This window comes from Francisella marina (assembly GCF_008369785.1).
Taxonomy (GTDB): domain Bacteria; phylum Pseudomonadota; class Gammaproteobacteria; order Francisellales; family Francisellaceae; genus Francisella; species Francisella salimarina.
Genome location: NZ_CP043552.1, coordinates 927,290 through 949,944, shown reverse-complemented (window position 1 = coordinate 949,944; position 22,655 = coordinate 927,290). Strand labels below are relative to the sequence as shown.

The following is a 22,655-nucleotide window of genomic DNA, read 5'->3' as shown; positions in this document are numbered from 1 at the left end:
TAACCCTAAAAGAACTTTAATAGTTCTTAATATTCTAAAATTAAGAGAGGATAATATGCCAAGAATAATAGTCGATCCCAGAAAACCTTTTGATATTAGTCTAAGAAACTTCAAAAGAGCTTGTGAAAAAGCAGGTATTAAACAAGAGCTTAGAGAAAGACAGCATTACGTAAAACCAACCCAGAAGAGAAAAATGGCTAAAAAAGCAGCTATAAGTAGAGCTAAAAAAGAAGCAAGAAGGTCTTATTCTTATTAATCCTAAGACTGTTGGTCTTTTTTTACTATCAACTTTAAGAAAGCTTAATAAAAAGTTTAGAAGTGTAGTTTGGTAGGGCAGTATAATAGTTTTACGTGTATTAGATGAAAAATACTTTACAAATTTTAGACATAAAAAAAGCCCACATTGCTGTGAGCTTTTAATATGGCGGAGAAAGAGGGATTCGAACCCCCGGACCTGTTACAGTCAACGGTTTTCAAGACCGCCGCTTTCGACCACTCAGCCATTTCTCCGAACTGATGGAGTATATTATACAATTATTTGTCTGCATTGCAAGGCGATTTTTGACAAAAATACCAAGATATTTGAAGATTTATATAGTAACTTTTATAAAAGATAATATATTATCGATAATATAGCTTATATTTAAAGGTTGAGTGATGATAAATTTTTTAGCAAAAAATCAAAATTGGGCAAAAATAGCTCCATGGGCTGGTATATTGTTTACAATATTACTATTTGCTAATTTTTCTGTATATGATCCACATTTTTGGGGATTAATTAATATTCCTATGTATTTGTTCCATCAGACAGAGGAGCACTATGTGCCAGGTGGCTTTAAAGATTTTATGAATCGTACAGTTATGGCATTGCCACAAGGTCAAGAAAAACTTACAGACATTAAGATATTTTGGATAAATATACTTATGGTGTGGTTAGCATTTGCAGTTTTTGGCACTTTGAGCTTTATCAATCTTGGTTTTGGATTGTTGATTATAATTTTTAGTATTATAAATTGCTTAACACACATTGCAGAAGGAATTAAGCGTAAAAGCTGGAATCCTGGATTAGTTATGGCTAGCCTACAGTTTATCATATCTATATTTGCAGCTTATTATGTAACAGTACATGGTTTGGATAATCCTGTAGCTTGGTGGGTAGGGACAATAATTTTTTCAATCTTTGCGCATATCTTATTATTTAAACTTGTAATGACTAAAGATTAGTCATAAATCTATATTTATAAATAGACATTTCTGATACATCATATTATTATCTTGCTTAAAATTTGTTTAGCTAAATCTAATAAAAGAGGCTCAAAAATGTCAGATACTAGATATCAAATTACCAAAAAAGTTACTCTAGTGGGGATGTTTGTTAATGCATTGCTTGCTATTTCAAAAACATTTATTGGAATTATAGGACGCTCACCAGCATTGTTTGCTGATGGCATACACTCATTTTCAGATCTTTTGAGTGATGCTATGGTTTTATTTGCTGCTAAGTATGCTAATAAAGGCGAAGATCACAATCATCCTTATGGACATGAAAGATTAGAGACTCTAGCGACATTAGTGCTTTCTGGTTTACTTATATCTATAGGTTTTTTGATTGTATATCATTCGTTAGCTACATTGATACTAGGTGAATATGAAACTCCAGATAGATTTACTGTGTATGCAGCAGTTTTTTCTATATTTGGCAATGAATTTATCTATCAGTATACTATGCGAGCTGCAAATAAAATTGATTCTGATATGTTAAGGGCCAATGCTTGGCATAGCCGTTCGGATATGTGGTCTTCAGTAGTTGTTTTAGTTGGCTTGTTTGGTGCTTTTTTAGGTTTCCCATGGATGGATGCAGTTGCTGCCCTAGTAGTCTGCTATATGATCGTTAAGATGGGTGTCAAGTGGGGTTACTCTGCTGTTGCTGAGCTTATCGATGAAGGTGTTGATGCTGAAACACGTAAAAGCATCAAAGAAATAATTACCAATTCCGAAGGGGTGCATGATTTTCATTTTTTGAGAACTAGAAAAATGGCTGGTAAAATTGTATTGGATGTACATATTTTAGTTGATAAGTTTAGTACAGCTTCTGAGGGTCACTATATAGCAGAGATTGTTAAGAGTAATATTTATCATAATATCGAAAATATCAAGGATATTACAGTGCATGTGGATGTTACAAATCATGAAGATGGTGTAATTAAGCTTGAGAACTTTGAGCCTTCTCGTTTGGAGATACTATCTGAGATAAAAGCTATTTTTGATGAAAATAATATTCCAGAAAGTAATATTTTAGATAAAAAGATGTCTATATATTATTTTGAAAATGAAATTTTAGTAGATCTATATGTCAAAAGATCAAATGATCTAAAAAGACTATCTAAAGTATTGAGCAACTTCTCTGTAAACGGTTATAATATTAATGTAAGCTTGTACTGTAATTTAGCTGATAGCTAATACTAAGGAGATTAAATGAAAATCAAAAAAGCGGTTTTTCCTGTTGCCGGTTGGGGAACTAGATTTTTACCAGCAACTAAATCATGTCCTAAAGAAATGCTAACTGTTGTCGATAAACCATTGATCCAATACGCAGTTGAAGAAGCCATTGAAGCTGGCTGTAAGGAGATAATTTTTGTTACAAGCTCTAACAAAAAATCTCTGGAGGATCATTTTGATAGAAACTTTGAGCTAGAATATTCATTAGAGAAAAAACAAAAATATGAGCTACTAGATTTAGTCAAAAATATAATCCCTAAAGATGTGAGCTTTTTCTTCGTTCGTCAGCCCGAAGCTCTAGGGCTAGGTCATGCTGTGCTATGTGCTAAACCTCTTGTGGGTATCGAAGACTTTGCTGTAATACTGCCTGATGATCTAGTATATAATCATGATTGTGGCACTGGTACCCTTAAACAAATGGTCAAAGCTGTAGAAGGTACTGATATTAGAGGTTGTATAGCTACTCAACAAGTTAAAAGAGATGAAACTAGCTCTTATGGTATTGTAGCTAAAGATAGTGAAAACCTTATAAAAGCAATAGTTGAAAAACCAGCTCCAGAAAAAGCACCATCAACAAATGCTGTAGTTGGAAGATATTTGCTACCAAATAAAATTTTCAGATGTTTAGAATCAACTTCAGAAGGTGCAGGTGGTGAAATTCAACTAACAGATGCAATAGCTAAACTTCTTGATCAAGAAGAAAAAATTCTATCTTATGAGTTTAAAGGCACTCGTTATGACTGTGGTAGTAAATTAGGCTTTTTGATTGCTAATTATGAAATAGCTCTTCAGCATAAAGAATTGGGTGATAAATTTAAAGAGTATCTTCAAAATAGATAAATCTTTATCAATATTTAATAATTCTTATTAAATATTGATAGTGCAAATATAGTCAAAAATTCAGCTAAATATGCTAATATAAATTTTAATCGTGTTTTTAAAGTTAATAATATGCCGTACTCAAGTTTTCAAGTTTCAGAAGACTTCATAGCCCAGGCTAATGTCAATGCTGAGCAATATGAAGTTATGTATAAAGAATCAATAGAAAATCCAGAAGCATTTTGGTCAAAGCAAGCCCATCATATTAGCTGGCATAAACCATTTGATAAAGCTTATGCAAGTAGTTTTGATCCGGTTGATATTCAGTGGTTCAAAGGTGGTGAGCTAAATGTTTGTTATAACTGTGTTGACAGGCACTTAGTAGACAAAGCAAATAAGATTGCATTTGTTTGGCAAGCTGATGATCCATATCATACTAAAAATATTACATATAGAGACTTGTATCATAGAGTATGTGAAATGGCTAATATACTTGAAGCTAATGGTGTCAAAAAAGGTGATGTTGTAACCATCTATATGCCAATGATACCAGAGGCAATATATGCGATGTTAGCTTGTGCACGTATAGGAGCTATGCATTCAGTTGTATTTGGAGGTTTCTCAGCAGAAGCACTTAAGCAGAGAGTCATAAATGCAGATAGTAAGTTTATAATTACAGCAGATGAAAGTATTAGATCAGGTAAGAGAATACCTCTTAAAAAAAGTGTAGATAGAGCAATCTCTGGTTTAGACTTCGTTAGAAATGTCCTAGTTGTGAGTAGGACTAAGACAAAGGATATGGTTTGGAACGATATAGATCTTTGTTATGATAAAGAGTGTGCTAAAGTTTCTGATGAACATAAAATAGAATTCTTTGATGCAGAGATGCCTCTGTTTATGCTGTATACTTCAGGATCAACAGGTACTCCGAAAGGTCTTGTCCATACTTCAGGAGGGTATCTTGTCTATGCAAGCATGACTCATAAGTTGGCTTTTGATTTGAAGGAAGATGATGTCTACTGGTGTACAGCTGATATTGGTTGGATTACTGGGCATAGTTATGCTGTTTATGGTCCGCTTGCTAATGGTTGTACCTCCTTAATCTTTGAAGGTGTTCCAACATACCCAGATGCTTCTAGAATGTGGAAAGAAGTTGATAGACATAATGTGAAATCGCTATATACAGCACCAACTTTGATTAGATTATTAATCAAAGCTGGGGATCAGTATCTTAGAGATTCAGATAGAACTTCATTGAGGGTATTAGGATCTGTAGGAGAGCCTATTAATCCAGAAGCATGGAACTGGTTTGTAGAAAAGGGTGCTAATAATCAAGCACCTCTTGTTGATACTTGGTGGCAAACTGAGACTGGTGGACACATGATCCTACCACTACCAGGAGCACACAAGTTGAAGCCAGGATCGGCATCTAAACCTTTCTTTGGTGTTGATGTGGCTTTATTAGATACAGATGGTAAAGAGATCGAAGGAGTTGGCAAAGGAGCTTTGTGTATTAGAGCTGCGACTCCTGGTATGGCTAGAACTATTTATGGTGATCATGATAGATATATTCAAACATACTTTAGTAGTTTCAAAGGTTTTTATTTCTCAGGAGATGCTGCTAGAAGGGATGAGGATGGCTATATCTGGATAGAAGGTCGTATGGATGATGTTATTAACGTATCAGGTCATAGAATGGCAACTGCTGAAATAGAAGCTGTATTGAATACTCACTCTAGTGTTGCAGAATCTGCTGTAGTTGGTATGCCTCATGATATCAAAGGTGAAGCAATTTATGTCTATTGCATACTAAAAGATGGTCATGATGGTAAGGGTGCTGGAGATGAATATCTTGATAGCATCAGAAAAACATTGGTATCTTATATTAGACAGGAGATTGGTCCAGTAGCAAGTCCAGATGTGATTCAGTTTACTCCAGATTTACCAAAAACTCGTTCTGGTAAAATTATGAGAAGAATTTTGAGAAAAATAGCAGCAAATGATTTTGATAATTTAGGTGACACATCTACACTTTTAGATCCGAGTATAGTAGAGTATCTGATAAAAAATAGATAACCTAAAACTCATGAGCTCTTCTTTATTTCAAGGGTATGTCAAAATATTCTTAGCCTTAATTTTCTGGGCTAGCTTATATCATATAGCACCCATTCCATTAGAGTATGTCGATATATATATGGTTGGTCTTATTCGTTACATTATGGCGTCTTTGATTTTTCTTGTAGTGCATTATATTTTCACCAAAACATTATTTCCACGCTTAAATCTTAGACAATGGCTTTATGTTATAGCTGTGGGGTTCTTTGGAGTGTTCTTGTATAACATAACATTCTTATGGGCTGAGAAACTTATATCAGGAAATATTGTTGCAATTATATATGCTTTTAGTCCATGTTTAATAACTATACTGTCAAGCTATATGTTCAATATGAGAGTTAATCAACAAGCAAAAATAGGTATCTTAGTTGCTTTGTTAGGTACAATAGGTGTTGTTATGTTTTCTAGTGGTGCCTCACAATGTTCAACTAGCGTAAATATGAATCTTGGAGAAATATTAAGTATATTAGCAGTTGTTTGTTTCTCCGCTTATGCAATATTCGGTAAATGTTGTGTAAGAGAAGGTGTTGATATGATTACAATCAATACTTATGGAGCTATAGTTGGTATGATAATGTTTGCTGTTGTAAGTTTATTTAAATCTGATTTTTCAGAACTTGCTAATACAGATATTAAGTTCTGGGTGAGTATGTTATACATAGCTGCATTTGCAACGGTATTAGCTTATTTATGGTACTTAAGAGCTCTTGAAGAAATTGGGGTTTATAAGACGGCAGTTTTTCAAAATACTATGCCATTCTTAGTTATTTTGATTGGTTTTGTTTTATATGGAGAAACAATTTCGATCTTATCACTACTTTTTGGAGGAGTAGTGTTCTTGGGTGTATATATGACAAATGTTGCAGTTAGAAGGAAATCATAGACTATAACATATTTTATTGGCGCTTAAATTGACACTGTGTATATTGATTATGACATCTGGTTTTAGCTTAGATCAATTAAAATTTAACAAGGACTGTTAATTATTCCTATATGTTTTAGACTGAAGAATCGTTATTATAAGCCTCGAGATAGTTCTATATATCATTTGAATGCGTACAAAAGCGGGATTTTCATTATTGGAGTTAATGGTCATGATGGTTATTATGGCTATTATAGCTACTGTAGCTATACCCATGTATTCAGATTATAAGACTAGAGCTAAAATCTCAGCAACAGATGTAGTAGCAAATAGCTATCTCAATCAAGTTACAGATTATACTTCTGGGAGAGAGATATTTCCTGATGAAACTTCTGGATTATGGGGTTGTAGAGAAGTTAATAGTGATAATGTTACTCGGATATGTACAGAAAGAATAGATTCACAAAATGCTATTATGAAAGTATATGTTAATCAAGATATATTATCTAATATAGAGGAACCTTACTATCAATATAATTTAACTTTAGTATGAGTTTTAAGAGGAGTGGCATGTTTATTAAAATACTAATAGTCGCTATTGGAGTTATTTTTTTAAATATATCTTTATTAAATGCAGCTATTCTGTATATAAATAAGATTGCTGGAAATATACCTAGTAATTTAGTTGCTGGAGTTGATTCTAATGAATCATCATCTGAGCAAGATACTAATTTAGATTATCTTTATGATACACCTAGCTTTGGAAATATAGCTAGTATGCCGGGGTTTTATAAATGTGGAGGGAGTGGTGATTTTCTCCCTATTTGTAGAAAGTATTCAAATGATGTGTATATAGGCTCGAGACATAATGTTACTTATATTATTTCAGGTGAAGGAGATGCTAGTGCTGGTTTTTATGAAGATCCAAATGTTTTTGGAATGTTTATTGACTCTAGTGGTCGATTAGGAACTTATACTAGTCTTCCAGAAAATAGTGCAGGGTATTCTAGTAATGTAGGAGATATTATTGATAGATATACTAATACTGATTTTTCACCTTATGATCCTCCTAATTTTAATGTCATCGATGAATTTGAGAAATCAATTGCAGCTTTTTTGGAGACGCAAGATTCAGGAGATAATGATATAGTGAATAAGCCTTGTGGAAGCGGTTGGTTTTGCTCAAAAGAAACTATACGTGAACAAATTAATAGTTATTGCTCTGAGAATCAAGCCAATAAATATTGTAAAACTAGATCTTTTTCTAATTAATTTTATTCTTAAAATCTGCACCGTATGGTGAATACTTAAATCCAATACTTTCACGATTATGAACTTCAACAAGCCTTGAGTGTAGATCAGAGCTAGTAGCTGAATCTCTATGGAATTTACTCCATTGATTGTTTTTGTAGGTATCTTTACAACCAACGAGCATGAAAGCTAGGCTTATAAAGCCTATGATTTTCTTTAGCACAACTGAAAATTCATCGATCAGTTAATAATAAAGTTAATTATATATTATTGGATTAAATTAACGAATAGATAAAGTTTTTTAAACAGTAATCATTTATGAAAATATAGTTTTACTAATCAATTTTTAATAGATGCTATTATTTTTTTCTATGTATTCGTGGATTAATAACAGTTATCCTTAGAGCGTTTTTTATTTATCTGTATAGTTGTATGAATAATAGAGGTTTCTCAATAACAGAGCTAATGATAGTGGTAGCTATTTTCGCTATTATAGCTGCTGTAGCAATACCAATGTATTCAAATTATCAAGTTAGAGCAAAACTTTCTGGTGCAGATATTGCAGCCCGAAGCTATATTAATGAAATTACTCATTATATATATGAAACTGGAAAATTTCCTGATGAGGACTCTGAACTTTGGGGATGTGTTGAAGTAAATAAAGATAATGTTGTACAAGTGTGTAAAGAAAGAGTAGATGCTCAGAATGCAAATATTAAAGTCTATGTTGAACCAACTTTAATACCTGATATTACAGATCCGTATTATCAGTATGATTTAGCATTATCTGAGTAGGATATTAACTTAGGAGGTTAGTCATGAAATTTAAGAGAATATTGGTTTTATTAGGAGGTGTTTTTATCAGTGTATACTGCTCAAATGCGACAACTCTTAAAGTAAGTAAATCTGCAGGAAATTTGTCTAATGGTATGGTTCCCGGTGTTGCTAGTGATAGTGATATAACAGATGAAGCATCTGAGACTACAACTGATACAACATCTGCTCCAACAATTGAAGATACTCGAGCAGCATTAATTGCATCTGGTGATATCGTACAACAGGCTATTCCAACTAAATCTTTATTAAATGATCAGAAAAGTTACTTAAATGAAGATGGTACTCATGGATTTGAATGGGTCGGTACTCCTGAAGAGGGACATCTCGAAATTGCTGCACCAGATGGTTCAAGGCTTGCTCTTGAGCTCCCTGAGAAAGTTGGATATAGATACTCTTGGGGAGATCGTTATTGGGGTCTAAAAGATGCCGAAGGTAATCGTTATTCAATTAATTTACATGATAATGGTGGTATAGATGCTTGGCTAGGTTCAACAAATGTCTACTCAAATCATGTTTCAAGTAATAAAACATTAGAAAAAGCGCCTCAAGGATTCCAAGATCTTTTTACGGCTATTAAAGAATAATAATATTAAATTTAGTATTTATTTACATTTTTACTTCTTCTAAAAACCACCTATCAAGAGAAATTATACAGTTTCCATATTTGATAGATTCATAAGTTCCTCCATTATATGCTGAGCTAATATCTAAGCAGATATTATCACGGTATCTTTTAAAATCTTTGATGTTAGAGCCTTTAAGAGAATCTAGTTTTTTGTCATACGTTTGAATTTGAGCCTTGAGGCATTGGTTAATTTCATAAGTATTACCATCACATATTGGATTATTGGCAAAAACTAGTATTGGTAGAAACAGTGAGAGTATTATTCTAAGCATTATTTTATATCCTATATTTCGATGATATGACTATCTAAATCAAGAAAGTCATTAATTTTGTTTTTTTCGGTTGTGGTAATGAAAACCTGTGATTTTAGCTTTTTTAGATAGTTAAATAGTGTCTGCGTGTGAATATTATCAAGTTCGGATGTTATATCATCTATTAGATAAATACATTTGTTTTCATTTTCTAGGTTATGAATTTCTCCTTGTGCTAGTTTGATTGCACAAATCAGTAGTTTTTGTTGACCACGGGAGAAGATATCTTGTATTGGCTTATGATTTGTAGTTAGGACTATATCTGCCTTATGAGGTCCATGATTAGTTACATTATATCTATTATCAGATTCAAATGACTCCTCTAAAACCTGTGTTAGACTTTTGTGTGAATTCCAGCCGCGGAAGTAATCTATGTCCAGTTTTAAATTTGGGTTAAACTGCGATAGAATTTCATAGATCTTTGGTTTTAATTTTGAGAAATAAGTATGTCTCTTTTTATCCAATATATCTGCAAATTCACATAATTTTTTATCTATTCCGTTAATATAAGCTTTAGGATAGTTTTGTTTGAGAGCTGAGTTTCTTTGCTTTACTAAAAATTTGGTTTGTTGCCATATTTTTAAAAATGTTTTATCAAGATAAAAAGCTCCCCAGTCGAGTACTTTACATCTTTGTTGAGCACCTGAATTTATAATGTTGAAGCTTTCAGGATTCATTAATTGGATAGGCAAAGCTCGAGTTATCTCAGTGTGATTTTTTTGAATTTCTGAGTTTAGTTTTGAAATATTATTACTATTTTTCTTGCGTGATAGTGAGATGATTACTTCATCTTGGTTATAGGCTTTGGTGTATACTATAAACTCATCGCAATCATGATTAATTATGCGATTGAGCTGTGAGCTGCGAAATGATCTACTGTGCGAGAGAAAATATATCGATTCAAGTATAGATGTTTTACCAGAACCATTTTTGCCAACTATAAAGTTTATACTATTTTTAAAATCAAAACTCTTAAAAGGAATATTTCTAAAGTTTTGTAAGCGTAAGTTGGCTATATACATTTTTTAGATAAATTCTAAGCTAGTATTATAAATTTGTTGTTTTAGTATATCAGGATTTAGTTGATAAATATCCTTAAGCAATTCAAAAATTGTAGGTATATTTTTTGGAGTGTTAATATCTTCAAAACTATTATAAAGTCTCATGTCAGGTGAGTCTGTTTCTAAAACAATATTTTTAGGATTGATTTTTTGTAGAGTTTGTTTAAGTTTTGATTGTGGATGAGAGATAATTCCTCCAATGCCTAATTTAAAACCAAGATCTATATACTGTTGTGCGATAGTATCGTTTGCATTAAAAGCATGAATAATACCACCATTAGTAAATTTTAAATCTTTAATGATCCGTAATACCTCATTATGAGATTTTACAGCATGAATAATTACTTGTTTATTGAGATTTTTAGCAATAGCTATTTGCGCTGAGAAAAATTCTATCTGTTTATCAAAATTTTCAAATCTTTTATCTAGACCAATTTCCCCAATTATTTTAGTTGAGTGTTTATTACTATATTCTTCTAAAGCATTTAAGTCAGAGAGGCTGTGATTATTCATAAATACTGGATGTAAGCCAAAACAAATAGAGATATTATTATATTGTTGATTAAGTTTAATTAGATTGTCCCAATTATTTCTTTGAGTAGCAGGGTTTATAAAGTGAGTAATACCTAATTCATCACAGTTTTGTAATAGTGTAGTTCGTGTTTTATCAAAAATAGTAAAATCTAAGTGACAATGCGTATCAATAAACATAGATGTTTAGTTAAATTCTTTGGGTTATTAAGTTATAATATAGCCCAATATTCATGATAATTATACTTTCCAGCATCTAGAGAGTATTAATAAAGTAAACATTTATCTATAGGGTTTGTAAATGAGCAAAGTTACAAAAGATTTTTTATTTGAATTAGGTACAGAAGAATTACCTCCAAAAGCATTGAGAAATTTAGCACAGTCACTGTTAAACAGTGTAAGTAACCAATTACAAGAGGCAAAAGTTAGTTTTGGTAAAACTAAGTGGTTTGCGTCACCAAGAAGGTTATCTTTTGTAATTAAAAATTTAGCAGAGTTTCAAGATGATATAGTTATTGAAAAACAAGGACCTTTAGTAAATATTGCGTATAAAGATGGTGAACCAACAAAAGTAGCTTTGGGATTTGCAAATTCTTGTGGTGTAGAGCTTGATCAGTTAGATAGAATCGAAACACCAAAGGGTGACAAACTTTATTATAAAACTACACAGTCTGGTCAGCCAACTATTTCCTTATTGCAAGAAATCATTGCAAAAGCGCTTAAACAGCTACCAATTCCAAAAATGATGCGTTGGGGTGATTCGGTAGTTGAATTTGTGAGACCTGTGCATTGGGTCTTGGCATTATACGGTAGAGAAGCTGTTGATATTGAGATTCTAGGACATAAGGCTTCTAATGTTACTTATGGGCATAGGTTTCATCATCCTGATGCAATATATATCAATGAGATTTCTGAATATGAGGGAGTATTAGCTGAAGCTAAAGTTCTTGTCGATTGGGAGCAACGCAAGCAGATGTTAATTGAACAAGCCCAAAAGATAGCTAAAGAAAATAACTATAAAGTAGTTTTGGATGATGATCTTGTTGAAGAGGTTTGCGCTATTGTAGAGTATCCGAATGCTATGCTATGTAGTTTCAATAATGATTTCTTGAGAGTACCGCAAGAGGCGTTGATATCCTCAATGGAGGAGCATCAAAAGTGTTTTGCATTATTAGATTGCGATAATAATCTTGTTGCAAACTTTATTACAATCTCAAATATTGAGAGTAAGAAGCCTGAGCTTGTAACATCTGGTAATCAAAAAGTTATGAACGCAAGATTAGCTGATGCGGCATTTTTCTATGATACAGATCTGAAGAAATCTTTAGAACAATTATTACCTAGATTAGAAAATGTTACATTCCAAAATAAACTTGGAAATATGTATCAAAAAGCTCAAAGAATTGCTAATACAGCACAGAAATTAGCAGATTTGAATAATGTAGATAGCCAACAATCTTACAGAGCTGGTTTATTAGCTAAGGCTGATTTGATATCTGATATGGTATTTGAGTTTACTGATCTACAAGGGATAATAGGTAAGTATTATGCAAAAGCGCATGGTGAAACAGATATCGTCGCTGATGCTATAGAACAACAGTATTGGCCAAAATACTCTGGTGCAGAATTACCCAAAACTGATGTCGCAGCTTGTGTTGCATTGGCGGAAAAGTTAGATACTCTAGTTGGGATATTTGGAATTGGTCAAAAACCAACAGGAAACAAAGATCCATTTGCTCTAAGAAGATCTGCAATTGGTATTCTACGTATTCTAAGAGATACAAATATTGATATAGCTTTAGAAAAGGTTATCGAAATTGCATTAGATAGCTATAAAGAAGTAAATAAATTAGAGTTTAGTTCTGATATAAAAGCAGAAGTTATATCATTCTGTCTAGATAGACTAAAAAATCTATATAAAGATGAAGGTGTCGCTGTAAATATCTTTGAGTCAGTGATTAATACTAAATATGATTCAATCAAGGATTTTGCAGCTAGAATAATGGCTGTAACTAGTTTTATATCTACAGATAAAGCTCAGAGTCTTATAGCATCAAATAAGCGTGTTGCTAATATTCTTAGTAAGAACGCTTCCGATGGGAATAAGGACTTTTATAATATTGAGTTAGCTAAATCGGCAGGTAATGAGTATGAGCTAGCACTTGCTTATAGTATCGAAGAAATAAGTGCTGATCTTGATAAGTATTTAGACAATAGAGACTATGGCTATGCTTTAGAGCTTCTAACTTGTCTTGATAAAGTCATTAGCGAGTTCTTTGAAAATGTAATGGTTATGGATGATGATGCCAGTGTCAGAGATAATCGAATTGCATTACTTGCAACTATTCATAAGATGTTTATTGGTGTAGCTGATATTTCAAAACTTTAATCTTAAAATATTTATTTCATTATTTTTCTGCTTTATTATATTTAATAAAACAATCTTTTTTTAAAAAATATGTCAGAACAAAGAAATGTTTTAGGTGATATATTGAAGCCATGTTGTTTAGAGCCTAAGACAGGGTTTTATAGAGATGGCTTTTGTCGCACTGATAATCATGATCATGGCTTACACGTTGTTTGTGCTATTATGACAGAAGAGTTTTTGGAGTATACAGCATCAAGAGGTAATGACTTGTCTACATCTAATCTTTTATTTGATTTTCCAGGACTCAAACCTGGAGATAAATGGTGTCTATGTGCGTTGAGATGGTTAGAGGCATATCAAAATGGAGTAGCTCCAGAAGTAGTGCTTGAGTCAACTAATGAGAAAACTCTACAAGTAGTTAAGAAAGAATATCTGTTAGAAAAGGCTCATTCTGTAGAGGTTTAGTGTATAATTTTACCTCAAGAAGATAAAAGGTATATTTACAAATATTAGATGGTCAAATTGCTAAAATAGACCTTTTATTTTAAATAATTCTTTAGGGTTGAAGATGACTATATCAGGCTGTAATTGAATGCACTCGTTAGTATCTCCATATCCATAACTTACAAAACAAGATTTTAAACTACAATTCTTGGCAAATTTGATATCTGTTAAAGTGTCACCAATAATATATATTTATATCCATTATTATTATATAAGTTTCTATAGATCTTAACTAAGAAATCTATGTCGAAATCTAAGTTAAGGCTTGTATTTATTTTTGAAAAAGTCTTTTCCAGTGAGCATCCTAGTTTTAAAGTATCCTTAATAAGATCCTTGGATATATTTTTATTTAGTGACTTGTATGTCAAGTCTGTAATATTTAAGATACTATCTTTTGTATCACAAATCGTTCCATCAAAATCAAATATGGCTAAAATCATAATGAGTTCTCGGGATAATTGATTAGTATAAGTTATAAGAAAAAATCATTTATTAAAAGAATTTTTATTCTGATTTATTAATTATAATAACGAATTTATGAATACTTTTTATTTAGTTTATAAATTCCAAAAAGTAGCATAACTGTTGCTAATGCAAAGATAAATTGAAAAATTGGAGATGCTATCACTAAATCTCTATCATGATAGAAACTTATAAAATAACTTCCGCTTGCAGCAATCATATTTTTGATAAAGTTAACAATCGAGTTAGCTGTGCCAAAACTATGGTCAATTTGATCAATTGCAAATGAATAAATAAGAGTTGAGCTAAAGGCTACATTTCCACATAAAACAAACATTATTAATGTATAAAAAAAGGCATTATCAAGATTTAGGCTATTAAAGATAATTGAAATAATACAGCTTATAGTTATAAGTGCGACACTATAGTATAAAAATTTAAGTTGTTGAACTTTGCTTGAGTGTCTTTTTATCAAGTAATTTGCAAATATAGCAGCAACACAGCATAAACCATAATATATACAGTACCATAAAGATCCTGTTGCATAGCTACCTAGGTAAATTAAAGCTGATGATGAAATATAGATAAAAAGAGCTGCAAAAATAGTACCACTTGCTACTGTAGCAAGCATAAAGCGTGGATTAGTTAAATGTTGAAAGTAGCTTGGTATTAATTTTAGAATACTAGACTTTCTATCTTTATGCTCTAGAGTTTCTTCAATTAGAAAAGCACATAGAAGCATAACTACACCATATATAGTTAAAAAGTGAAATGTACTTTGCCAAGTATGAGTTAAATTTGTAAGAATAGTGCCAATTATTGGAGCTACTATTGGAGCTATTAACAATATTATTATTATTGATGCTACAAGGTTTGTAAGTTTAGCACCTTTGTAACAATCACGAGCTATTGAGAAGGCTATTACAGCACCTACTGAGTCAGATAATCCTTGTATCAAACGCATTATTTCAAGCATTTTGAAGTTATAACTATATGAACATAGGACAGTACTTATGATATAGATTACGCTACCAATGATAATAATCTTTTTACGGCCATATTTATCAGAGATAGCTCCCCAAAAAAGCATACCGAATGAAAAGCCAATAAAATATGTTGCAAATGTTGTAAGAACAGTGCTATTACTAACACCAAAGTCATTAGCTATCAGTGGAATAGCAGGAGCATAAGTGTTGACAGCTAGTGGTGGAAGGGCAGCAAACAAAGCCAATACTATAGGAAATAATTTAGAATCTCGAGTAATATTTTTCATAATTAGATAGTAGAGAAAATGTCATATATTATTTTATGGTATCAAGTATATACTCTTTTAATTTTTTACCAACTATTTCATATCTCCAACCAACTAATAGCTTATTATTCGAGTAATTAGGATCGATACTAAGATTGTATGCTACTGAGCGAATATCTTTTCTTGATGCTATTAATGAAGCATCGAATTTGAAGGTCTTTGTTTCAAGATCAAAAAAATTAGTTATTTTGTCATTTATCTCGGTGGATATTTTAGCTCCAGATTTTTGCTCTAAGTTTATATGCTCTAGATTCTGTTTAGAGTTAATAACTGTTATTATGCTTTTTTTGATCCAAGGTTTAAGTTTTTTTAATTCTTCAGTATCAAATGAATTTAAAGACTTAGGATTTTTATGAGCTATTGCATAGAGAATTTTATTATCAAAAATAAATCTAACAGGAATATTTTTTTGTTGAGCGATAGATTCACGCCATTGAGCTACCAATATAGCGTTTTTTTGAGTTTTTTCATTAAATTTTTGGATATTACCAATTTTATTATGGATATTATCAACAGTGTTAAACTCTGTTTTTTGTATCTCTAATAGTTCTTCATGGAAGTATTGCTTATAATCAGTTTGATTAAGTTTTGATTCAAGATGGTATTTGATTTCTATAAGATGCTCAACATCTTTTAGAGCATAGTCAAACTGCTTTTGAGAAAGCGGTCTTTTACGCCAGTCTGAAAACTGTGATTCTTTCTCCATTTCAATATCAAGTATATCTTTGAGTAGAGCTTTGAGAGATATCTGCGATTGAGTACCTAAAAATGAAGCTGCAAGCTGAGTATCAAAAATATTATTAACCTCACAATCAAAAAATCTTTTTATAATTGGGATATCATTTGTTGCCGAGTGGATTATTTTTTGGATATTAGTATCCTCAAAAATATCTTTGAGTTTACTAAAATCAAGATCTTCTAGAGTGTCTATCAAGAAGATTTTATTTTTAGTAGCTATTTGTACAAGACAAAGCTCTGGGTAATATGTACGCATCCAGTAAAACTCTGTATCAACAGCTATTTCTTTTGCATTTTTGAGAGCATTTACAACATCTTCTAATTTCTTATTTGTATCTATTATCATTTTTTTAATTTGTTGAGAGGTTTACGCCATGCATGGGTGGCTATTTGTTTAGCATTTTGGGTGATTAAATCTCCGTGAGCGAGAATGATTTTATCAAAATCCCAATCTAGAATTTCCTGTAAAGAGTGAGCCGCAAGCTTTTTATCACTCCAACCTATTTGATATTCTGGAGCAGGTTTAGCTTTGTTCCACATTCTAAGAATTAGCCACCATATCTTTATACCCCAGCCTATATTGTTTGTATTACTACCTATATTTTCAATAACATCTACTAATATTAGAGTTTTGGTGTCTTTATGAAGAAAAGCAACTTCGTTCATAATTTTATTACCTAGAATGGGTTGCTGTAGTAATTCTTCCGAGATAGGCTCATCTGTAAGTATCTTATCATATTTTAGGCCAGGCTGTTTCTTATCCACACCTTGGCAGATATAAGTTTTAGCCTTAGGAAAAGCATCTTGTGCAGATTTGACATGTAAATGATGGAAGTTTCCAGGAGCTATTATACAGCTAACGTCACCAATCTTTAAAATCCTATTTTTTAAACTATTGTCAATCTTACATGGAGAGTGTATTAGTATGGAATCATCCTTTAGCTTTACTAGTGTTGTTCGGGAGCTAAATTTTATCCCTGAATACTTAACTGGATACTCAATAATCCATATTCTATCAGTTATAAAAGGGTATATTTCATACATTAGTTTGTATTTATTAATAAGTAGTAGATTAAACTAGGTATATGTTATCATTTTCATAGATTTATTGTTTAATAAAATTAGATGATTGCTGATAATTCTAAAGATTTTGATTTAAAAAGTTTCTTGGCTAACTTGACTACACACTCCGGTGTTTATCGTATGCTTGATAAGCACGGAGAGATAATCTATGTCGGTAAAGCAAAAAATCTCAAAAATCGGGTAAATAGTTATTTTTCTAAAGGCGCGAAAGATAGTAAAACTCTAATGATGGTAGAGCAAGTAACTCGAATTGAGATAACTATTACTCCTAGTGATTATGAAGCATATTTGTTAGAAAACAATCTCATTAAGCAACATCGTCCTAAATATAATATTCTATTTAAAGATGATAAAAGTTATCCATATCTAGTAATTTCTCGTGATAAATTTCCTAGAGTATCTTTTTATCGTGGTAAATCAGCATATAAAAAAGGTCAATGTTTTGGACCTTATGTATCTATATCATCAGTTAAGAATACTCTAAATATTATCCAAAAAATCTTTCCAATTCGTCAGTGTGAAAACTCATACTATAAGTCTAGGGTTAGGCCATGTTTGCAATATCAAATTAAACGCTGTCTAGCACCATGTGTAGGCTTGGTTTCTCAAGAGCAATATGATGAACAGTTAGCTATTTTGAAGAAGTTTTTAGCGGGGAAGTTTAGTAGTGTTTTAGAAGACATTTCAGCTAAAATGTATCAGGCTTCTGAAGATATGGAGTATGAAAAGGCTCAAGTTTATCGCGACCAGTTAGTGATATTACGCAAATTACAACAGCAGCAAATAGTAGATATCCAAGAAGATAAAACATTTGATGTAATCGGTATCTATATGCAAGATAGCTATGCAAGTATAGCCTTATTACAAATTCAAAATGGTGATGTTGTCGCAGATAGACATTGGAGTATCGATGCCAAAGGCCAGGATAAAACTTCAATAATGCATGCATTCTTATCACATTTTTATTTAGGTGATGAAATTCGTAATATTTGGCCAAAAAATATAATCATATCAAAAGTTGAGTTTGCTGATATTACTGATCTTATGAATAGTATCTCCCAAAAAATTGGTCAAGCCATAAATTGGATAGTTGCACCAGCTGCTGACAATCTCAAGTGGTTGAAATTAGCTGAGGTAAATGCACGACAAAAGCTAAATATCTACACAAGTTCAAAATCTCAGTATCAAAAACGCTTAGAAGCACTCAAAGAATTTCTTGAGTTAGAAAAAGATATTAAGCGTATTGAGTGTTTTGATATTTCACATTTCCAAGGTGAGGCAACCATAGCATCATGTGTTGTATATACAGATGAAGGTGAGGACCGCAAATCTCATCGCAGATACAATATCAAGGATATTAAAGCTGGAGATGATTATGCAGCAATTCATCAGGCAGTATCGCGTCGAGTTAGTTCAGGTTTAGAAGCTGATAATCTTCCTGATATTATGATAATAGATGGTGGTAAAGGGCAGATTCATCAAGCAGAAGCCGTTTTTAGAGAGTTTGGAATTCAAGGTAAAGTCCAGCTTGTAAGTTTGGGTAAAGGTGTTGAGCGTATAAGTGGTAAAGAAAAAATCTACAAAGGTTTTGATGATAGCGAATATACACTAGATGAACACAATCCGGGGTTTTTATTATTACGACAAGTTAGGGACTCTGCTCATGATCATGCGATTAAAGGTCAGCGTAAAAAAGTAAGTGCAAATAGACAATCATCAATTATTGAAGAAATAGAAGGCGTTGGACCAAAGCGCCGTAAAGCTTTGATAATGTATTTTGGAGGCTGGCAAGAGCTGTCTAGAGCATCTGTTGATGAAATCGCAAAAGTCAAAGGGATTAGTAAAAAACTAGCCCAAGAGATTTGGGAATGTTTTCATTAAAAAATACTAAACATCAGCAACATAATGGCGTAGAATATTCGCATTTTAAAAACTATTAAATTAAGAAAATGAATAAAAAAGGTTTGCTACTAATTATTTTAGGAATATTTTCAATACTCTTTTGTTACTACTTTGTTGATAGACAAATTGTTTGGTTTCTATATGCGCATAATTCTCGACAATACACGATTATGAAGTTTTTCTCAGATGATATTATTTCATTTATAAAAGTTTTGGTATTTGTATTTTATGTATACTATTTCATTAAGCTTATACTCAAAAAAGTAGTAGATATTGATACAAAATTCTTGCTAGTAGCTAATGCAATTATAATTGGGCAATTTATCAAAGATATTTTAAAGGGTATTTTTGGTAGATATTGGACGGAAACTTTTAAGAATAATCCTTCTTTGATTAGAAATGATTTATATGGGTTCAATTGGTTTTCATTCGATAATATTAATAACTCTTTTCCATCTGGCCATGCTACATTTATATTTTCATTTAGTGTAAGTATGTGGATTTTATTTCCAAAATATAGATGGCTTTGGGCATTGTTGGCATTTTTAGTCGTGGTTACACAATTGTTACAATACTTCCACTTTGCTAGTGATTTAATTGCTGGATCAATGCTAGGATCAATAATTGGGTATTATGCGGCTCAGTCTTATAGTCAGAAAACTAAACAGTCTTAAATAGAAATACAAATCTCACAAAACTATAGTTATAAAATATCGATATGTTAAAATTATTACAAATATTTAATATTTGATTTAATTAGACAAAAATAATAATGGAAAAGAAACAAGTTAAAGCAGTATCACTAATCTCTGGTGGTCTTGATTCGATGCTTGCAACAAAGATGATGCTAGAGCAGGGTATACATGTAGAAGGTATAAATTTTTTTACTGGTTTTTGTGTAGAGGGACATACTCATGCAATCCGTAAGCAAGATAAGGAAAAACAAAAACGTAACAATTCACTATGGGTTGCTGAGCAGTTAGGGATTAAGTTACATATTATTGATGTGATTGAAGAGTACAAAGATGTCTTACTAAACCCTAAATATGGCTATGGTGCGAATATGAATCCATGTCTAGATTGTAAGATTTTTATGGTGCGTAAAGCAAAAGAATGGGCAAAGGAAAATGGCTTCGATTTTATAATTACAGGTGAAGTAATAGGTCAAAGACCAATGTCACAGCGTAAAAGTACAATGCCAGTTGTTCAAAAACAATCGGGTGTAGATGATTTATTACTTAGGCCGCTAAGTGCTAAAAACTTGCCAGAAACAAAACCTGAAAGAGAAGGTTGGGTTGATAGATCTAAGCTAATGGGAATAACTGGTAGAGGTAGAAAAGATCAAATGAGAATGGCGCGTGAGTGGGGTATAGAAGATTATGCATCTCCTGCTGGAGGATGTTGTTTTCTCACTGATAAACAATACTCTGATAAACTAGTTGATTTATGGCAGGCGCGTAACTCAAAAGAGTATGAATTTGATGATATTATGCTTCTTAAAGTAGGTAGGCATATTCGTTATAAACCTGAGTATAAACTTATAGTCGGTCGCGAAGAAGGTGAAAATAATTATTTAAATGGCTATAAAAATCAATTTATACATGTTTACTGCTCATCCCATCAGGGTCCTTTAATTCTTATTGATGGCGACTTTGATAAGGCTGATGAAGATTTTACGGCACAAATTTTAGGCAGATTTACTCAGGGTAAAAATGCTGAAAGCGTAACAATGGTGTTTAACTATCTTGACGGTACCAGTAAGGAAGTTGTGGTTAAGCCGATGCCTGCTGATGAGATTAAAAAAGAGTGGTATATATAATGCAACAATTAAACTTAGAAAGACTTCTTTGTCCAATGCCAGTTATCAAAACACAAAATGCTTTGAAAGCCATGCAGTCAGGTGAACAACTAAAAGTAGTTTGTACAGATCCGGGGACTATGCATGATATTCCAGCATGGTGTAAAGTAAATGATTATATACTTGTCAAAGCAGAACAAGTAGCAGATAAATATGAATTTATAATAGAGGTGAAATAGTGGATCATTCGGTTTTAAATGTGTTGGTTTGTCCAGTTTGTAACTCAAGCTTGCATTATGACAAAGAAAATCAGCTTTTAATTTGTAAGGCTGACAAATTAGCCTATCCAATTCGTGAGAATATTCCAGTAATGTTAGTTGAAGAAACCAAAAAACTAACGCTAGAAGAGGTAAAAAAATATGGCTAATATTCATGTTGTAATTCCTGCTAGACTTAAGTCAACACGTCTACCTGGCAAGATGCTTGCAGATATCGCTGGTAAGCCAATGATTCAAAGAGTATATGAACAGGTAGCTAAATCAAAATTTAAGAGCATAATCATAGCTACAGACTCAGAAGAAATAAAAGAAGTTGCAGAAAAATTTGGTGCAAAAGTAATCTTAACAAGAGACGATCATGAATCTGGTACAGATAGGATAGCTGAGGCAGTTACTAAGCTAGGTTTTGCTGATGAAGATATTGTTGTCAATGTACAGGGTGATGAACCTTTGATTCCAATTGAAAATATCGAGCAAGCAGCGCAATTATTAATCGAAAAGCCACAAGCAGTTGTCTCGACACTGTGTGAGAGAATTACTGAACCTGGAGACATATATAATCCAAATAATGTCAAAGTTGTTTTTGATAAAAATAATTATGCTTTATATTTCAGCAGAGCCTCAATCCCTTTTGAAAGAGGTTTTTCAGAGAATCATCAAGTTAATATATCTGAGTTTTTTAGACATATTGGTATATATACTTATAGAGTTGGTTTTTTGAAGCACTATGCGGAACTTGAAATATCACCAATCGAAAAATATGAAGCTCTTGAGCAACTAAGAGTGTTATATAATGGTTATAAAATTGCTGTTGAGCAATCAGCTAAACCAACTCCTGCTGGTGTTGACACGCTTCAAGATTTAGAAAAAGTAAGGAAACTGTTTGATGTTTAAACTAGATTCTCGTTTAGAGGCAGATACATTTGAAATTTATGAACACTTAGACTGTAAAGTTTTGCTAATGAATAACTCAATAGTGCCTTGGTTTATAGTTGTACCGTTTACAGATAGAACAGAGTGGTATCAACTTGATGATTCACAGCAGTATAATATTAATAAGATTATTAATAAACTATCTAGCTTTGTAGTTAAAGAATATAATACAGACAAACTAAATGTAGCTACTATAGGTAATGTAGTTAAGCAAATGCATATTCATGTAGTAGGACGTTTTGAAAATGACCCTGTATGGCCAGCTCCAGTTTGGGGTAATATTCAGTCTAAAGCATATACTGAACAAGAAAAAAATAACTTATTAGAAAAACTCAAAAATATATTCTAGTTAGATTAATCATTATA

28 protein-coding genes and 1 tRNA gene are annotated in these 22,655 nt (G+C 32.1%); 19 read left to right on the top strand and 10 right to left on the bottom strand.

Annotated elements, in window-relative coordinates; translation table 11 throughout:
* The first annotated feature begins 55 nt into the window (after positions 1 to 55).
* Positions 56 to 256 (top strand): 30S ribosomal protein S21, encoded by a 201-nt coding sequence (rpsU, locus tag F0R75_RS04725; RefSeq protein ID WP_146421252.1) that lies wholly within the window; start codon positions 56 to 58, stop codon positions 254 to 256.
* Between the two features lie 166 nt (positions 257 to 422).
* Here rpsU and F0R75_RS04720 read toward each other — a convergent pair.
* Positions 423 to 510, bottom strand: a tRNA-Ser gene (locus tag F0R75_RS04720).
* A 144-nt stretch (positions 511 to 654) separates the two neighbouring features.
* On the opposite strand from F0R75_RS04720, the gene F0R75_RS04715 reads away from it, so the two are divergent.
* The 7 genes from F0R75_RS04715 (at position 655) to F0R75_RS04685 (ending at position 7,567) form a co-directional block, all read left to right on the top strand.
* On the top strand, positions 655 to 1,224 hold the full coding sequence (locus F0R75_RS04715; RefSeq protein ID WP_149368138.1) for an HXXEE domain-containing protein: 570 nt from the start codon (positions 655 to 657) through the stop codon (positions 1,222 to 1,224).
* A 96-nt stretch (positions 1,225 to 1,320) separates the two neighbouring features.
* Complete coding sequence (locus tag F0R75_RS04710; RefSeq protein ID WP_013923271.1) at positions 1,321 to 2,460, top strand: cation diffusion facilitator family transporter; 1,140 nt, start codon at positions 1,321 to 1,323, stop codon at positions 2,458 to 2,460.
* A 15-nt stretch (positions 2,461 to 2,475) separates the two neighbouring features.
* On the top strand, positions 2,476 to 3,339 hold the full coding sequence (galU, locus tag F0R75_RS04705; RefSeq protein ID WP_146421255.1) for a UTP--glucose-1-phosphate uridylyltransferase GalU: 864 nt from the start codon (positions 2,476 to 2,478) through the stop codon (positions 3,337 to 3,339).
* A gap of 111 nt (positions 3,340 to 3,450) precedes the next feature.
* Complete coding sequence (acs, locus tag F0R75_RS04700) at positions 3,451 to 5,394, top strand: acetate--CoA ligase (RefSeq protein WP_146421256.1); 1,944 nt, start codon at positions 3,451 to 3,453, stop codon at positions 5,392 to 5,394.
* A gap of 10 nt (positions 5,395 to 5,404) precedes the next feature.
* Positions 5,405 to 6,316: a DMT family transporter gene (locus tag F0R75_RS04695; protein ID WP_149368139.1), complete on the top strand. Its 912-nt coding sequence runs from the start codon at positions 5,405 to 5,407 to the stop codon at positions 6,314 to 6,316.
* A 169-nt stretch (positions 6,317 to 6,485) separates the two neighbouring features.
* Positions 6,486 to 6,848, top strand: a complete 363-nt coding sequence (locus F0R75_RS04690; RefSeq protein WP_149368140.1) for a pilin — start codon at positions 6,486 to 6,488, stop codon at positions 6,846 to 6,848.
* 17 nt (positions 6,849 to 6,865) lie between these two features.
* Positions 6,866 to 7,567, top strand: coding sequence for a hypothetical protein (locus F0R75_RS04685; RefSeq protein ID WP_149377217.1), 702 nt, complete (start codon positions 6,866 to 6,868; stop codon positions 7,565 to 7,567).
* Here F0R75_RS04685 and F0R75_RS04680 read toward each other — a convergent pair.
* Complete coding sequence (locus tag F0R75_RS04680; protein ID WP_149368142.1) at positions 7,560 to 7,769, bottom strand: hypothetical protein; 210 nt, start codon at positions 7,767 to 7,769, stop codon at positions 7,560 to 7,562. The genes F0R75_RS04685 and F0R75_RS04680 overlap by 8 nt on opposite strands.
* 209 nt (positions 7,770 to 7,978) lie before the next feature.
* Between F0R75_RS04680 and F0R75_RS04675 the strand changes: the two genes are divergently transcribed.
* A complete protein-coding gene (locus F0R75_RS04675) occupies positions 7,979 to 8,341 on the top strand; it encodes a prepilin-type N-terminal cleavage/methylation domain-containing protein (protein WP_149368143.1) in 363 nt (120 codons plus the stop codon).
* Between the two features lie 23 nt (positions 8,342 to 8,364).
* A complete protein-coding gene (locus tag F0R75_RS04670) occupies positions 8,365 to 8,967 on the top strand; it encodes a hypothetical protein (RefSeq protein WP_149368144.1) in 603 nt (200 codons plus the stop codon).
* Positions 8,968 to 8,989: 22 nt separating this feature from the next.
* On the opposite strand, the gene F0R75_RS04665 is transcribed toward F0R75_RS04670, so the two are convergent.
* The 3 genes from F0R75_RS04665 to F0R75_RS04655 are packed head-to-tail and all read right to left on the bottom strand — an operon-like array spanning position 8,990 to position 11,091.
* Positions 8,990 to 9,280: a lysozyme inhibitor LprI family protein gene (locus F0R75_RS04665; protein ID WP_149368145.1), complete on the bottom strand. Its 291-nt coding sequence runs from the start codon at positions 9,278 to 9,280 to the stop codon at positions 8,990 to 8,992.
* Between the two features lie 11 nt (positions 9,281 to 9,291).
* The gene (gene recF, locus F0R75_RS04660; RefSeq protein WP_149368146.1) at positions 9,292 to 10,341 is read right to left on the bottom strand and encodes a DNA replication/repair protein RecF; all 1,050 of its coding nucleotides are present in this window, start codon (positions 10,339 to 10,341) and stop codon (positions 9,292 to 9,294) included.
* Positions 10,342 to 10,344: 3 nt separating this feature from the next.
* Entirely contained in the window at positions 10,345 to 11,091 is a 747-nt protein-coding gene (locus tag F0R75_RS04655) for a TatD family hydrolase (RefSeq protein WP_149368147.1), read from the bottom strand.
* A 121-nt stretch (positions 11,092 to 11,212) separates the two neighbouring features.
* Here F0R75_RS04655 and glyS point away from each other — a divergent pair, with 121 nt between their 5' ends.
* Together glyS and F0R75_RS04645 are read left to right on the top strand one after the other, a co-directional pair.
* Complete coding sequence (gene glyS, locus F0R75_RS04650) at positions 11,213 to 13,300, top strand: glycine--tRNA ligase subunit beta (RefSeq protein ID WP_149368148.1); 2,088 nt, start codon at positions 11,213 to 11,215, stop codon at positions 13,298 to 13,300.
* 69 nt (positions 13,301 to 13,369) lie between these two features.
* Positions 13,370 to 13,744: a DUF2237 family protein gene (locus tag F0R75_RS04645; RefSeq protein ID WP_149377216.1), complete on the top strand. Its 375-nt coding sequence runs from the start codon at positions 13,370 to 13,372 to the stop codon at positions 13,742 to 13,744.
* Positions 13,745 to 13,804: 60 nt separating this feature from the next.
* Here the strand turns inward: F0R75_RS04645 and F0R75_RS10350 are convergent, their stop codons facing one another.
* From F0R75_RS10350 to F0R75_RS04620, 5 genes are all read right to left on the bottom strand, one after another.
* The gene (locus tag F0R75_RS10350) at positions 13,805 to 13,945 is read right to left on the bottom strand and encodes a hypothetical protein (RefSeq protein ID WP_425460486.1); all 141 of its coding nucleotides are present in this window, start codon (positions 13,943 to 13,945) and stop codon (positions 13,805 to 13,807) included.
* 5 nt (positions 13,946 to 13,950) lie between these two features.
* Positions 13,951 to 14,223, bottom strand: a complete 273-nt coding sequence (locus tag F0R75_RS10345) for an HAD hydrolase-like protein (RefSeq protein WP_149368150.1) — start codon at positions 14,221 to 14,223, stop codon at positions 13,951 to 13,953.
* A gap of 95 nt (positions 14,224 to 14,318) precedes the next feature.
* Complete coding sequence (locus F0R75_RS04630; RefSeq protein ID WP_146421267.1) at positions 14,319 to 15,518, bottom strand: multidrug effflux MFS transporter; 1,200 nt, start codon at positions 15,516 to 15,518, stop codon at positions 14,319 to 14,321.
* Positions 15,519 to 15,546: 28 nt separating this feature from the next.
* Positions 15,547 to 16,641: a ribonuclease D gene (locus F0R75_RS04625; RefSeq protein ID WP_149368151.1), complete on the bottom strand. Its 1,095-nt coding sequence runs from the start codon at positions 16,639 to 16,641 to the stop codon at positions 15,547 to 15,549.
* Positions 16,638 to 17,339: a DUF4336 domain-containing protein gene (locus F0R75_RS04620; RefSeq protein ID WP_149368152.1), complete on the bottom strand. Its 702-nt coding sequence runs from the start codon at positions 17,337 to 17,339 to the stop codon at positions 16,638 to 16,640. Before F0R75_RS04620 ends, F0R75_RS04625 begins: the two co-directional genes overlap by 4 nt.
* Before the next feature lie 81 nt (positions 17,340 to 17,420).
* Between F0R75_RS04620 and uvrC the strand changes: the two genes are divergently transcribed.
* The 7 genes from uvrC to F0R75_RS04585 all read left to right on the top strand — a co-directional run bounded on the left by uvrC (position 17,421) and on the right by F0R75_RS04585 (position 22,638).
* The gene (gene uvrC, locus F0R75_RS04615; RefSeq protein WP_149377215.1) at positions 17,421 to 19,259 is read left to right on the top strand and encodes an excinuclease ABC subunit UvrC; all 1,839 of its coding nucleotides are present in this window, start codon (positions 17,421 to 17,423) and stop codon (positions 19,257 to 19,259) included.
* 68 nt (positions 19,260 to 19,327) lie between these two features.
* Complete coding sequence (locus F0R75_RS04610) at positions 19,328 to 19,954, top strand: phosphatase PAP2 family protein (RefSeq protein ID WP_149368154.1); 627 nt, start codon at positions 19,328 to 19,330, stop codon at positions 19,952 to 19,954.
* Between the two features lie 98 nt (positions 19,955 to 20,052).
* A complete protein-coding gene (locus tag F0R75_RS04605; protein ID WP_149368155.1) occupies positions 20,053 to 21,099 on the top strand; it encodes a tRNA (5-methylaminomethyl-2-thiouridylate)-methyltransferase in 1,047 nt (348 codons plus the stop codon).
* On the top strand, positions 21,099 to 21,317 hold the full coding sequence (locus F0R75_RS04600; protein ID WP_042518577.1) for a sulfurtransferase TusA family protein: 219 nt from the start codon (positions 21,099 to 21,101) through the stop codon (positions 21,315 to 21,317). Before F0R75_RS04605 ends, F0R75_RS04600 begins: the two co-directional genes overlap by 1 nt.
* Positions 21,317 to 21,505, top strand: coding sequence for a Trm112 family protein (locus F0R75_RS04595; protein WP_149368156.1), 189 nt, complete (start codon positions 21,317 to 21,319; stop codon positions 21,503 to 21,505). Before F0R75_RS04600 ends, F0R75_RS04595 begins: the two co-directional genes overlap by 1 nt.
* Positions 21,498 to 22,250, top strand: a complete 753-nt coding sequence (gene kdsB / locus F0R75_RS04590) for a 3-deoxy-manno-octulosonate cytidylyltransferase (RefSeq protein ID WP_149368157.1) — start codon at positions 21,498 to 21,500, stop codon at positions 22,248 to 22,250. Before F0R75_RS04595 ends, kdsB begins: the two co-directional genes overlap by 8 nt.
* On the top strand, positions 22,243 to 22,638 hold the full coding sequence (locus F0R75_RS04585) for an HIT domain-containing protein (RefSeq protein WP_149368158.1): 396 nt from the start codon (positions 22,243 to 22,245) through the stop codon (positions 22,636 to 22,638). Before kdsB ends, F0R75_RS04585 begins: the two co-directional genes overlap by 8 nt.
* The last annotated feature ends 17 nt before the right edge of the window (positions 22,639 to 22,655 follow it).

Bases quoted from the DNA above. Each gene is read 5' to 3' on its own strand.
- rpsU (WP_146421252.1), top strand. From the start codon at position 56: ATGCCAAGAATAATAGTCGATCCCAGAAAACCTTTTGATATTAGTCTA.
- F0R75_RS04710 (WP_013923271.1), top strand. From the start codon at position 1,321: ATGTCAGATACTAGATATCAAATTACCAAAAAAGTTACTCTAGTGGGG.
- galU (WP_146421255.1), top strand. From the start codon at position 2,476: ATGAAAATCAAAAAAGCGGTTTTTCCTGTTGCCGGTTGGGGAACTAGA.
- acs (WP_146421256.1), top strand. From the start codon at position 3,451: ATGCCGTACTCAAGTTTTCAAGTTTCAGAAGACTTCATAGCCCAGGCT.
- F0R75_RS04695 (WP_149368139.1), top strand. From the start codon at position 5,405: ATGAGCTCTTCTTTATTTCAAGGGTATGTCAAAATATTCTTAGCCTTA.
- F0R75_RS04690 (WP_149368140.1), top strand. From the start codon at position 6,486: ATGCGTACAAAAGCGGGATTTTCATTATTGGAGTTAATGGTCATGATG.
- F0R75_RS04685 (WP_149377217.1), top strand. From the start codon at position 6,866: ATGTTTATTAAAATACTAATAGTCGCTATTGGAGTTATTTTTTTAAAT.
- F0R75_RS04675 (WP_149368143.1), top strand. From the start codon at position 7,979: ATGAATAATAGAGGTTTCTCAATAACAGAGCTAATGATAGTGGTAGCT.
- F0R75_RS04670 (WP_149368144.1), top strand. From the start codon at position 8,365: ATGAAATTTAAGAGAATATTGGTTTTATTAGGAGGTGTTTTTATCAGT.
- F0R75_RS04665 (WP_149368145.1), bottom strand. From the start codon at position 9,280: ATGCTTAGAATAATACTCTCACTGTTTCTACCAATACTAGTTTTTGCC.
- recF (WP_149368146.1), bottom strand. From the start codon at position 10,341: ATGTATATAGCCAACTTACGCTTACAAAACTTTAGAAATATTCCTTTT.
- F0R75_RS04655 (WP_149368147.1), bottom strand. From the start codon at position 11,091: ATGTTTATTGATACGCATTGTCACTTAGATTTTACTATTTTTGATAAA.
- glyS (WP_149368148.1), top strand. From the start codon at position 11,213: ATGAGCAAAGTTACAAAAGATTTTTTATTTGAATTAGGTACAGAAGAA.
- F0R75_RS04645 (WP_149377216.1), top strand. From the start codon at position 13,370: ATGTCAGAACAAAGAAATGTTTTAGGTGATATATTGAAGCCATGTTGT.
- F0R75_RS10345 (WP_149368150.1), bottom strand. From the start codon at position 14,223: ATGATTTTAGCCATATTTGATTTTGATGGAACGATTTGTGATACAAAA.
- F0R75_RS04630 (WP_146421267.1), bottom strand. From the start codon at position 15,518: ATGAAAAATATTACTCGAGATTCTAAATTATTTCCTATAGTATTGGCT.
- F0R75_RS04625 (WP_149368151.1), bottom strand. From the start codon at position 16,641: ATGATAATAGATACAAATAAGAAATTAGAAGATGTTGTAAATGCTCTC.
- F0R75_RS04620 (WP_149368152.1), bottom strand. From the start codon at position 17,339: ATGTATGAAATATACCCTTTTATAACTGATAGAATATGGATTATTGAG.
- uvrC (WP_149377215.1), top strand. From the start codon at position 17,421: ATGATTGCTGATAATTCTAAAGATTTTGATTTAAAAAGTTTCTTGGCT.
- F0R75_RS04610 (WP_149368154.1), top strand. From the start codon at position 19,328: ATGAATAAAAAAGGTTTGCTACTAATTATTTTAGGAATATTTTCAATA.
- F0R75_RS04605 (WP_149368155.1), top strand. From the start codon at position 20,053: ATGGAAAAGAAACAAGTTAAAGCAGTATCACTAATCTCTGGTGGTCTT.
- F0R75_RS04600 (WP_042518577.1), top strand. From the start codon at position 21,099: ATGCAACAATTAAACTTAGAAAGACTTCTTTGTCCAATGCCAGTTATC.
- kdsB (WP_149368157.1), top strand. From the start codon at position 21,498: ATGGCTAATATTCATGTTGTAATTCCTGCTAGACTTAAGTCAACACGT.
- F0R75_RS04585 (WP_149368158.1), top strand. From the start codon at position 22,243: ATGTTTAAACTAGATTCTCGTTTAGAGGCAGATACATTTGAAATTTAT.